Raw genomic sequence first — 12,423 nt, 5'->3', positions numbered from 1 at the left:
TAAGAACAAAATGAAAAAATTACCAATTACGCTGCTGAGTGCAGCGGCAGTGGCTAACGTGGCATTAGCTGAAGATCATATCTCTGTTCATTACCTGAGCTATGAGGAATACGATGACAGAGTATCAGCCAATGACACCATGGTTTCGATTGAAAAAAGTATCGGCTTAGATTGGACACTCAACGCAGAAATAAGCTACGACAGTGTTTCTGGCGCCTCACCAGCGTGGGGACCAACGACACCTCTTGCTTCGAATGCCGACCAGATAAATCGCGCCCTAAAAACTCAACAGGCACAGAATAAAACCGACGAGGTTATTCGTGCAGGCTACGACCCTCATCGCAGTGGCTATGAAATCCAAAAAGTAGGCCTTGAAGACACCAGAAAATCCATCAGCTTAAGCGCGACCTATCGCGACACCTTACGTAATGAATGGACCTTAGGTGGCAACGCATCTCAAGAAGAAGATTATGAAAGCCTTGGCATTAACGCCAAAGGTTTGGTCTATGCCGATAGCACTAAAAACCGCTCTTACAGTCTAGGGGGCTCTGCCCTTTTCGATCAGACTCAAGCATTCGGCAAATACTCGCTGGCTTCATCAAACAGCCAAAGCTGGGAAGACATTTTTACGGGCAGTTTAGAAGCCGGATTATCACAAACCTTCACGCCGAATCTATACAGCATTTTTACTGCTTACACGGGTTACCGAAGTGGCTATTTGAGCAATCACTATTTAACGGTTCTGCGTGAAGTCGATATCAATGACGACGGTAAAATCGATGACGATGAAGTGTTCTTGGGGCAAGACTCTCGACCAGATACGCGACTCTCTGGCGGTATTAATATCCAAGCTTTTTACTCATTGTCCGACAGTCTAAAAATCCGACCAAGATACAAATGGTTTATGGATGATTGGGGCGTAATGTCTCACCAGTTAGGCGGCAAATTATCTTGGCGAGTGAGTGAATGGTTAACCTTGGCACCGGGCTATTTCTGGTACACGCAAGATGCAGCCGATTTCTATCGCGATCCAAGTAGTGCCGATCCTTCTTTTGCATCGTCAGGCTACGCGACTTCAGACCTTCGCTTAGGCAACTTCACGGCCAATGCCTATGAACTAGGTGCGAGTATCAAGGTACATAAGAAGTTACGCTTAAATGCGCTTGCTGCGTACTACGAACAAAGCAACGGTTTTGAAGCACAGTGGTGGGCTGTTGGAGCAACCTATGAGTTCTAACCTGCCCTTTGTACATCGCTTTCATGCCATGACCGTACCGTGTGAAGTGCAAATTTTGTCGATGGATTTGGCTAACATTCCAGAGGCAAGCGCAACAGCAATAGCGACTGAGATAGAGCAAAACACACGCCGATTGGAAGACAAATATAACTTCTACTGCGACGACTCATGGCTAACACAGCACATTAATCAGCGAGCATCATGTGATGTCGAACTCGATTCTGAATCTGCTGAGGTTTTCCAACACCTCGACCGATTAAGTCAACTGACCTTCGATACCTTTGATACTACGGTTGGCAGCATCAAACATCTTTTAAAACAAAAGCCGAAGATGTTGCACAGTCATGCTTTCCAAGCCCTGTCTTCTGCTTTGGGTAAGCAAGCGTGGGAGCTGAAAGGGACTGTCGATCTACAAAAGACAAGGCTACACGTCCCTGATTCCCGTACTCGTTTCGATTTTGGCGGCGTCATCAAAGAGTACGCCATCGACCAAGCCGTAGCGATCGGCAAACAGCTCGGCGCGACGTCGATGTTAGTGAATTTTGGCGGTGACATCTATGCGCTGGGAACCAAACCGGATGGCTCGGCATTTAACATTGCTGTCTTAGATCCAAGAGACAACAAGACCCCATTTTTCGCCGTTCCGTTAACGAACGCAGCGCTCACGACCTCAGCTCACAGTGAACGCCAAGTGCAATTTGGTGACAAGACCACCTCTCATATTCTGTCAAAGCAAGATGTCGAGCAGAAGATCCTTTCTGTTACCGCTATCTCGTCGTCCACATTAGAAGCAGGCGTGCTCAGTACTTCACTGACATTGAACCCCAACATATCAGTACCTGAAGACAGCGCTGTTATCTACATCGACGATCAATTACACATTCACCAAAACACGGAGTTCCTTCATCCATGAAGTGCTACCTACTTACGTTAATTCTATTGTTTAGCGGCTTTTTGCATGCTCAAGAAAACGAGTTTCTTCCTGTTGAAGAAGCTTTCCCCGTAACTTGGGAAGCCACAGATCAAGGCGCGGTAATCAGCGTTGATACCCACAAGGGTTACTACCTGTATCAATCTCGATTTTCGTTCAAAGGTGAGTCGTCATTATCTACGTTAGAACCGAGTTATTCGCTGCCAGGTGAAAAGAAAGAGGATCCTAACTTTGGTAACGTCATCGTGTTTCACGAGCCCGTTACCGTTACTGTTCCTTACTCAGGAAGTGGGAAACTCACCGTGCGTTATCAAGGCTGCGCAGACAAAGGACTTTGCTACCTGCCGCAAAAGTTAGTGCTCGATTTACCGATGCTCGAAACCGTAGCTGAAACCTTGGTTGAGGAGCCATCAAACTCTCTATATCAAACCCTAGGTGAGATCAGTGAGGATACGAATGGCTTATCTTCGTTCCTATCCCAAGCCGGTAAGTTACAAGCGCTTCTTGTGTTCTTCTTGCTTGGTCTAGGCTTGTCCCTAACGCCATGTGTACTGCCGATGATTCCGATTTTGGCTAGCATCATCGGTGGCGAAAAAGCGATGACAGGCAAGAAAGGTGCGGCACTCTCCAGTTCCTATGTTCTGGGTATGGCGACTAGCTATGCCATGACGGGGATCTTAGTCACCACCTTGGCAAAAGGTGTCAACCTGCAAGCCGCGATGCAACAGCCTTGGTTGTTAAGTAGCTTTGCAGCGGTTTTTGTTCTGCTCGCATTGGCGATGTTCGGATTCTATGAACTCCAACTGCCTGCCGCCCTGCAGCAAAAGCTCAACAGCGGCTCAGACAAGCTTGGAGGCGGTAAGATCGCCAGTGTCTTTGCCATGGGCGCAATATCAGCCTTGGTTGTGTCACCTTGTGTCAGTGCTCCATTGGCTGGTGCCTTACTGTACGTCTCAACAACTCAAGACTGGGTGTTTGGCGGAGCGACTCTGTTCGTTATGGCGCTTGGTATGGGCATACCGCTTATCGCGATCGGCGCAAGTGGCGGGCGTCTGTTATTAAGAAGTGGCGCGTGGATGGTTTCAGTTAAACAAGTGTTTGGCGTGCTGCTGTTAGCTGTTGCTATCGTCCTGTTGAGCCGCTTTGTTGCTCCATCAATTATTATGATCTTATGGGCGCTGCTTGCTATCGGTTCCGGTGTGCATTTCGGTGCTTTAGAAGCCGCACAACCGGGTTGGGCGCGTACTCGTAAGTTTTCTGCTTTGTTGCCACTGGGTTACGGCCTCATTCTATTTGTCGGATTTTTCTTAGGTAATACCGATCCTCTGAACCCACTAGAAAACAGGGAGTCAGTCCAATCCATTGCGATCACTCCCTTTGAAAAAACAGACTCTGTTATTCAGCTAGAACAACAGTTGCAGACCGCAGCGAGCAGTGACCAAAAGATGCTAGTCGACCTTTACGCAGATTGGTGTGTGTCTTGTAAAGTGATTGAAACCAACGTGTTCAACGACCAACAAGTGAGCCAAAAACTTAAAGAGTGGAAGACAATAAAACTTGATGTGACAGAAAGCTCTCCAGAGCAAATGGCATGGCTCAATGATAAGAATGTATTTGGCCCTCCAGCGATTTTCTTTTACTCACCCGCCAGCGGTGAAATAGAGCCTGCGCGAGTCATGGGGGATATTGATAAAGAGGGCTTCAATAACAAACTCAAACTTGCCAATAAGCTCGCTTACACACGAACGACAGAAGCTGATAGCCTAACGAATTAAAAACACACGCTAGATAAAATCAAAATCGCCCAATCATAAATTGGGCGATTTTTTCTTTTGTGGTTTACAGATATAAGGCAATTTATTCTGGGCTTTCTAGCTGCTCAATCACCGTTTGAGTCAATTGCTCAGTATACAGATTGATCTTCCAGTGTTCTGGACTCCAACCTTTGACAAAACGTTGAAAATCAGCCCATGCCACGTAAAACATTGGTCGCCATGCGGCTTCAACATCATCGAACGAAAGGTGTGGTTGATAGTGCATGAGTGCCGCTTTCAAGTATCGAAAGTAAGCCTCCAAGATCTCTGATTCAAGCTCTGCACAGTCTTGCGGCCTCACAGCACTACTCATGAACAAGGCCACATCTTTCATCGCACAACCACGCCCAACGTATTGGAAATCAACGGCAGCAGCGCGCTCACTGTCTAAATCAAAGCAGAAGTTGGCGAGCTTGGCGTCACCATGTACCAAGGTTTGATATGGGCACGTCCTTAATAGATTATCAATGTGCTGCGCTTGGCTCTTAAGCGATAAATCAGCCAATGCGTTTAACTCGTCAGGCCGCGTGTCTAAATGCCAATATGTGCCGACTTGCCACAATGAAGCTGAATGTTCTTGATCTACATTGATGTGCTTTGCGTGAAAGTTAGCGAGCCATTTAAGGCAAGCATCGCGTTGGTTTTGCTCTTCTAGTGTGTAACCAGACGCCAGATCAGACTGAGTATCTTGGATTGCTGAATCATCAAAAGCAGCAAGCACATCAAACTGAGAAGTTAACGGAAAACCGATTTCGGCCAAGTCTTGCATCACAATCAGCCACTCGTGCTCTTGCAACTCACATTGCAGCCCTACAGGTACAGGGCAACGCTCATCCCACTGTTGGGTAAACGACTGATACCACGCGGTCTCAACTTGGTAAGAGTGCACCTTTCGTTGATGAGAAAGTTTGGTATTCCAACCCTTTGGGTGTTCTGCTTTATCTGGCAATGCGACATGTTTAACAATCACACTGTTGAATGAAGAACGCCTGTCTTTAGAAAAAACCAAACGAACTAATTCACCATACCCGCCCCATAGGCTTTGAATTACCTGGACATCAAACCCTTGATGACAACCCAGTGAGGCCGCTATTTTTTGATAAAGCTCATTTTGATAAAACTTTTGTTGATAAAGCTCTGGCTGATTTTGACTTGAATTCGCTATCGGTTGAGCGATATTTTTTGACGATATTGATTGAGACATATACTCGTTACTATGCTTTATCGGATAAAAGGTGTGCCCACTGTGGCTGCCTATTCATATAGTGAATCACATAGCTACAAATTGGTACAATTTTAAAACCTGCTTGTTCAATTTCAGTCAGTACCGACTCCATCATCACCTTACCGAAGCCCTTACCTTGAAGCTCATCAGGAATACGTGTCGATGTGATATGTAGTACATCTCCATCCTTTTGATACTTAACAACCGCGAACTGGTTGGGTGCTAGCTCAACTGTGATCTGGTTCGCATCTTGATCCCATTTTGTTGCCTGCATTCTCAACTCCTGAAAATAATTGATACGACAAACAATAAAAATTTGAAGTATTCATTCCTTGTAATAGACTAACTCAAGCTTATACAAATAGAACTAAGTACTTACAAACAAAGTAAATAACTCTGTGCCATCGGCTTAATAACGAATCAATAAAGATAAAGGCACTCTATAAATCTATGTGAGTACATCTACCTAGTCTATGTAATTGCACTTAATTTATGTAATTGCACCTGCTAAATCTAGCACGTATTTGCCCCTTAATAGCAAGTTACCAATATAACAAACAGACGCATGTTGGCGCATGGAGAACATATAATGAACGCACCACTGAAGAAGCCTTTGGAGCATAATCAGGCACTTCAAGATCCTCGTAACCGCACCGTTTCTACGTTAAATAGCACCGATGCACTGGCCATGATAGAGCACGGCAGTGAACTGACATTAAATGTATCGACTCCAGTTGGTACTAAGTTTCTCGCCACCACCAAATTTATCGGTACACACAGTGATAACTGCATTGTGGTTGAGGTTCCCGACGTATCCAACGATGATCTGAGCTTTTTCTTTCAAGAAGGTTTTTGGATGACAGCCCGTGCATACTCTCTGCGAGGAGAAGGCGCTCTTATCCACTTTAAAAGCCAAATTCACCATAGGATCGGAGATCCTTTCCCTATACTTGTGCTTTCAACACCAAGCTCGATGCAAGTAACCCAACTGCGTAAAGAGACACGCTACGAGGTGAACTTAGCTTCCAGAATCATCTTCAACGATCAACGAGCAAACTGTGAGATTAGAGACTTATCGAAAAGTGGTTGTCGTTTTGTTACCTCACCGACTTCTCGTGCGATTCAAATTGCCGATCGAGTATCTATTGAAGTTACACCTGAGAACTACAATGGCCCACTTATACCGCCATTGAAAGGCATCATCTGTAATCTCCAAAAATCAACGCACTACGCTCGATACGGGGTAGAATTTGATGATATTGGCCGCTCTAATGCCAAGCACTTGTTGGCGAAGCTGAAGTTCGATGGCACCAAGCTCTGTTTGCGAAATAGGTAAAGTCATTTAGCACATTGCTTTCACCGAATACCGTAAGCAGACCAGATGCAGACGACTCAATAGCGAGCAAAGTCGCAATCAAAAAAAGCCATCGATTTTTATGTCGATGGCTTTTTAGTTTTGTCTATCTGTCTAACTTTCAAATACTTATCTAATTAAAAAGCTAGCTGGGTCTATAGATATTAGACTATTTACGCAGTGCGTTCAGTTTAGCTTGAGCGATACCAAAGATAGTATCGATTGGATAGCTCCCCTCGTCACTCGCCTCACCGGCGGCTTTGCCTGTAAACAGCTCAATCGCTTCGGTCACATGGTCAATAGCCCAAATATTAAACTCGCCCTTTTCAACCGCTTTTACGATGTCATTACGCAGCATCAGGTTGTGAACATTTGAACGTGGGATGATCACCCCTTGCTCATTTGAACGTCCTTTGATTTCGCACACATCAAAGAAGCCTTCAATTTTCTCATTCACACCACCAATAGGCTGGGACTCACCGAACTGGTTCATCGAGCCGGTAATCGCGATGTCTTGACGGTTCGGCTGCTTAGAGAATGCAGACACTACCGCACAGAACTCGGCCATACTCGCGCTATCACCATCGACGCCACCATACGATTGTTCGAAAGTGATATTGGTAGTAAGCGGTACTTTTGCTGTCTTACCAAATACCGAAGAAAGGTAAGCCGATAAGATCATCACCCCTTTCGAGTGAATACTGCCACCTAGGTCTACGTTTCTCTCTATATCAATCACTTCACCGTCACCATAAGCCGTGGTTGCCGTGATCCGGTTCGGTGCGCCAAACATATGATCAGTCGTACTGAGTACAGACAGCGCATTGACCTGCCCAACCGCCTGACCATCCACATGAATCAGTGTTGTACCGTTGGTGAAGGTTTCCATGACGCTGTCTTGCAGTCGCCCGACACGCATCTGTTGGTTAGATAGCGCTTGGTCGACATGCGTAGCACGAATCAGGTTCGACTTCGCCCCTTTCGCCACGTAGTTTGACTCACGAAGCAGGTTGGCAATGTGTGCCGAGTGCAACGACAACTTACTTTGGTCACCCGCCTGACGAGAACTGTGCTCAATGATGCGAGCAATCGCTTTGCGATCACAATGCAGCATGTTGTTGTCGTGCACGATGCTTGAAATGAAGCGTGCGTAATGCATTTCAGAATCCGCAGTACGCTTCATCTCATCTTCAAAATCGGCCGTCACACGGAACAATTCACCAAACTCCGCATCGTAATGTTGCAGTAGTTGATAAGTTCGATAATCACCAAACAGGATGATCTTAACGTCCAATGGAATAGGCTCAGGATCAAGTGATACCGCCCCCGTTAACGTGACCTCTTTTTCTAATGACGTGAAGCTCAATTGACGCGAACGCAGCGCGCGCTTCAAGCCTTCCCATACATAAGGTTGTTCAAGTACTTTGACCGCATCCATCAGCAAGACGCCGCCATTGGCTCTATGTAAGCTACCTGCGCGAATCAAAGAGAAGTCCGTAAATACGGTGCCTTTGAACGTTGCCGTCTCGACATAACCAAACAGAGAGTGATAATTTGGATTCTCTTCCACCACGATCGGCAGAGTCTCCTCCTTCTGGCTCACAATCACGTTCACCTTGTAGCGACGTGGCATTTTCTTATCCAAAGAGGCGGTCGCAACTTCTGCTTGCTCTGTACTCTCTTCTAAGAAAATATCTGCGTTGTCGACAATGTCTTTACGCAGTGCTGTCAGGTACTTTTTAATATCAGGATATTGGCTGTAATCTTGCTTCAACTGCTTGATGAAGTGGGTAATAACGTCTCGCGCCGTATCATCATTCAACTTTTGAACTTTCTCTGTGTACGTCTCTTCAAGCTCAGTCAGTTCACGAGAAATGGTGCGCAACCCGACTTCCAATCCATCAATGGTTTTATCGAATTGATCTTGCTCTTCTGGCGTGAGTAAGTCGAAGCTCTCTTCGGTATGAAGATCATCGCCATTCATCGCGACAAATTGGTAGTCACCCTGAGTCGTGATCGTCAGGTTGATGCCCTTATCTTTTGCTTCTTGACTGATCGCTTCTAACGCCGCTTGTTGCTTAGCGGCCAACTGATTTTTTAATCGGTCAGCGCGGTTAAAGTACATCTCGTTATCAAATGCGAGTGGCATTGCTTTAAGAAGCTTACGCATCAGCTTTTCAATATCTTGCTTCAAGCTGCTGCCAACACCACGAGGCAATTTCAGCACCTTAGGTGTACGAATGTCTTCAAAATTCGCGATATAGCACCAATCAAAAAGCTCCTGTACTTCTTGAGGGTGTCGGTTTAGGTAGCGCAAGATCATGGTGCGTTTACCCAGACCATTTCGACCTATCGCATAAATGTTGTAACCCTTTTCCTTAATTGACATCGCGAACTCAACGGCCTTTTGTGCACGTTCTTGCCCGACGATTTCGTCAATTGGAGCCAGTTCTTTGGTCGACTTACATGGTAGCTTATCGAGTTCCGCTACCTTATACAGCTGTTCTGTATTGAGTCTTTGCATCGCCATCGCCGCCTCCTTAGTCCTTCATTACTTGGGTGTAGATAAAATCAGTGTAGATGTAATTACCTATAAATTTAGTGACTTACGCTGCACAGCTGTTCAACTGAACAAATAACACACAATTTACCCCGTTTTTAGCAATAACGAGAGATTTAATTCACCAACTTAGCATGTGAATGATTTTAATTTGCAATTGATAATAAATATCATTAACATTTTAGGATATTTAAAATTAAGGATGTGGACATGGAAATTGAACGCTGCTGGATGCACTACCTAAAAGCTGAACAGTTAATGGAACAAGGTCATTGGCCCGAAGCACAGCGCCTCTATAATGATGTTCTCACCTCTCTTCCTCATCACATCCAAAACGCGGCATACCAAAGTGACATCAAACCCTGCCAGTTTGCTTGCTTAATTTCAGGCCTTAGAGACGCCAGTGTCGCTCAATCAGAGATTCTCAATCGTTTAGGGCAACAGCAACAAGCCTTCGACACCTTGAACCAATCTTATGCATTGATGCAATTTATCTCTCTTGAAGGTACAGAGTTGATTCAACGTACCTTTAGGTTATTGGAAAAGCAGAGCGAAGATTTACTCAATCACCTGATCGCATTTTGCAGTGCTCAGCGCAGCTCACATTGGATGCTCGAGCTAGAACAAATTCAACGCGCTCATCACCATTTTGGGCAACTTAAAACCACTTCAGAAGTTCAATCTTCACCTAATGTCTTAAATTGATAAGGATATATCATGTCGGACCGGGCCATTCTTAAAGTTAATAATCTCTCCGTTAAATTCATAACCAATGATGGAATCATTGATGCGGTAAAAAAGATTAACTTTACTCTTAATTCTAGTGAAACCTTGGCCATTGTTGGCGAATCGGGTTCTGGTAAATCTGTCTCTTCCAACGCTTTGATGCGTTTGCTTCCTGACAACGCCATTATTGATGCTCAATCGGAAATCGAATTTGAAGGTCAGTCGATACTCAAAAAGACTGAACGAGAGATGCAGTCAATTCGTGGTGACAGGATCGGAATGATCTTTCAAGAACCAATGACCTCTCTCAACCCATACCTGCGCGTGGGCACACAAGTGGCTGAAGCCATTATGTGTCATCGTAATGTATCGAAATCTCAAGCGAAGCAGCGTGTGCTTGAGCTTTTCAACCTTGTGCATCTGCCAATGCCAGAACAAGCATACAAAAAATACCCACATGAGTTTTCAGGCGGCCAGTTGCAACGCATCATGATCGCAATGGCTCTGATCAATGAACCAGACATTCTGATTGCAGACGAACCAACTACGGCTTTAGATGTAACGGTTCAGGCTGAAGTGCTTTCTCTTATCAAAGAAATTCAAAGCAAGATGGGCATGGCGATTTTGTTCATTACCCATGATCTCGGTGTAGTGAAACACTTTGCCGACCGTGTTCTGGTGATGTGCAAAGGTGAGCTAGTTGAAGAAGGGATGACTCAAGCCTTATTCGAGAATCCAAGACACGATTACACACGCATGCTGATTAACTCGATTCCTAAAGGCGCTAAGGTTCCTGTTGAGGCGTCAGCCCCAGAGCTATTGTCTGCTGACGATATCCGAGTTCAATTCTTGGTTAAATCACATTTCATCAAGAGTAAAAGTCAGTACTTCGAAGCCGTAAAAGGCATTTCGTTGAATCTTAAACAGGGCGAAACCTTGGGTATTGTTGGTGAATCCGGATCAGGTAAGTCAACACTAGGACGCGCACTGATCGGCTTACTGCCAAGTACCGGACGTATTGTTTACAAAGGCCAAGATGTGAGTTTGTTAACCGATAAAGAACGTCACAAGCTCAAGAAAGATGTACAGATGGTATTCCAAGACCCTTATGGTTCTTTATCACCACGCATGACCGTTGGGGAAATCATCACTGAAGGTTTAACGGTGCATCAACCTCATCTATCCAAGCAAGAACGTTTAGAAAGAGCGCGCAAAGCATTGATTGAAGTTCGCTTAGAGCCGAATTCAATAAACCGTTATCCGCATGAGTTCTCTGGCGGACAAAGACAACGTATTGCGATTGCTCGCGCGTTGATTCTTGAACCATCTTTCATTCTATTGGATGAACCGACTTCAGCACTCGATCGCTCAGTACAACTGACGGTGATTGACCTGCTAAAAGACATTCAAGCCAAGCACAATATCGGCTTCCTATTCATCAGCCACGACCTTTCGGTAGTCAAAGCCTTATCGGATCGTGTATTGGTGATGCAGAAAGGTGAAGTGATGGAAGAAGGGTCTGCAGAAGAGATTTTCAATGCACCGAAAAATGACTACACCAAGAAATTAATCGCAGCGTCATTCGACTTAGAAAATAAATCGAAAAAAAATGCCGCGTAAAGGGAACTAATCAAGATTAACAGCGTCTTATAAGTACATTCTGAATAATCTCCTAATGGATTGAAATCTAGAATGGATATAGCAAAACTGGTTTGGCCGCCAAAAGAAAAATGTCGCATGGATGCGGCATTTTTCGTTTCTGGCGAATATGAAAAATCAACTCAGTGATTATGAAGGTTTGCTATAATTGACGGACTTTAAACAGGGTTAGCTGGTAGTCGGGTAATAGTCGCAGAGCGGCTTCATTCAACTCGTTTTTGGACAGAAAAGAGTTTCAGGAATTCTAATATTAGTTATTCATGAATAACTTTTTATAAGGCAAATTTGCCAATTAATATACCTTCGTACAGTGCATACTTTGCCTGATTACATTAAAACAGGCTTTATATGCATTATCGAAAATGACCGAGTGCTGAGTCACTCTGGAAGACTGGAAAGAGGTTAAAATACACATGATGGTTTGGAGCTTCCAACTGGATAGATGGTTAGCACCTGTATCTTGATCAGAAATTAGCCTAAAAACCCATCAATCCAGTCGTTTCCTTGCTCAGATAATATCCACTAAGCATATCCTGCAGTTTGTCCCTGCAAGCCACATGGTTCCCCCAGCTGGCAATGCCTGTCCGTTTAGAGTCGTAGAAGCTGTCAGTGGATAATATAGCTTGATCATAAATGCCCCTGAAACGGGTCATATACAACACTCAGAGTGATAAAGTTTGATCATAAATTGCGCTAAAATATTAGCGCTGAAATTTGTTCACTACTTTCCATGGAACAAGCTCGATTGGCCATTTAATAGTCTATACACTGATCACCTTCTTGCCTGTATCCACTATTACAAACCCATTTACGACCTGTGTAGTCAATTTTGGCATTCACAGGTACGGTGATCTTCAAACAACGGTTTCCATCTTGTCGGTAACCACTATTACAAACCCATTTACGGCCTGTGTAGT

9 protein-coding genes are annotated in these 12,423 nt (G+C 44.7%); 6 read left to right on the top strand and 3 right to left on the bottom strand.

From position 1 onward, the window contains the following. Window positions 1–10: 10 nt before the first annotated feature. From AB6D80_RS17105 to dsbD, 3 genes are read left to right on the top strand one after another with little or no spacing between them, the layout of a single operon-like run. Window positions 11–1,237 carry a DUF3570 domain-containing protein gene (locus AB6D80_RS17105; RefSeq protein ID WP_017083026.1) on the top strand — a complete coding sequence of 409 codons (1,227 nt, stop codon included), beginning with the start codon at window positions 11–13 and terminating at the stop codon, window positions 1,235–1,237. Then, window positions 1,227–2,150: an FAD:protein FMN transferase gene (locus AB6D80_RS17100; RefSeq protein WP_371708289.1), complete on the top strand. Its 924-nt coding sequence runs from the start codon at window positions 1,227–1,229 to the stop codon at window positions 2,148–2,150. The genes AB6D80_RS17105 and AB6D80_RS17100 overlap by 11 nt, the downstream gene beginning before the upstream one ends. After that, window positions 2,147–3,943: a protein-disulfide reductase DsbD gene (gene dsbD, locus AB6D80_RS17095; protein WP_371708290.1), complete on the top strand. Its 1,797-nt coding sequence runs from the start codon at window positions 2,147–2,149 to the stop codon at window positions 3,941–3,943. The genes AB6D80_RS17100 and dsbD overlap by 4 nt, the downstream gene beginning before the upstream one ends. An 82-nt stretch (window positions 3,944–4,025) precedes the next feature. On the opposite strand, the gene AB6D80_RS17090 is transcribed toward dsbD, so the two are convergent. Then, entirely contained in the window at window positions 4,026–5,186 is a 1,161-nt protein-coding gene (locus AB6D80_RS17090) for a phosphotransferase (RefSeq protein ID WP_371708291.1), read from the bottom strand. A gap of 10 nt (window positions 5,187–5,196) precedes the next feature. Then, entirely contained in the window at window positions 5,197–5,481 is a 285-nt protein-coding gene (locus AB6D80_RS17085) for a GNAT family N-acetyltransferase (RefSeq protein ID WP_029223001.1), read from the bottom strand. A gap of 315 nt (window positions 5,482–5,796) precedes the next feature. Between AB6D80_RS17085 and AB6D80_RS17080 the strand changes: the two genes are divergently transcribed. Beyond that, window positions 5,797–6,543, top strand: a complete 747-nt coding sequence (locus AB6D80_RS17080) for a flagellar brake protein (RefSeq protein WP_009846168.1) — start codon at window positions 5,797–5,799, stop codon at window positions 6,541–6,543. Between the two features lie 187 nt (window positions 6,544–6,730). Here the strand turns inward: AB6D80_RS17080 and AB6D80_RS17075 are convergent, their stop codons facing one another. Beyond that, a complete protein-coding gene (locus tag AB6D80_RS17075; RefSeq protein WP_009846167.1) occupies window positions 6,731–9,091 on the bottom strand; it encodes a Lon protease family protein in 2,361 nt (786 codons plus the stop codon). Window positions 9,092–9,331: 240 nt separating this feature from the next. Between AB6D80_RS17075 and AB6D80_RS17070 the strand changes: the two genes are divergently transcribed. Continuing rightward, window positions 9,332–9,826, top strand: coding sequence for a hypothetical protein (locus AB6D80_RS17070; RefSeq protein ID WP_009846166.1), 495 nt, complete (start codon window positions 9,332–9,334; stop codon window positions 9,824–9,826). Window positions 9,827–9,838: 12 nt separating this feature from the next. After that, complete coding sequence (locus AB6D80_RS17065; protein WP_102249927.1) at window positions 9,839–11,467, top strand: ABC transporter ATP-binding protein; 1,629 nt, start codon at window positions 9,839–9,841, stop codon at window positions 11,465–11,467. Window positions 11,468–12,423: the final 956 nt, after the last annotated feature.

This window comes from Vibrio sp. 10N.247.310.17 (assembly GCF_041466605.1).
Taxonomy (GTDB): Bacteria; Pseudomonadota; Gammaproteobacteria; order Enterobacterales; family Vibrionaceae; genus Vibrio; species Vibrio tasmaniensis_A.
The sequence above is the reverse complement of the archived record's forward strand: the minus strand, read 5'-3'. Positions and strand labels throughout refer to the sequence as shown.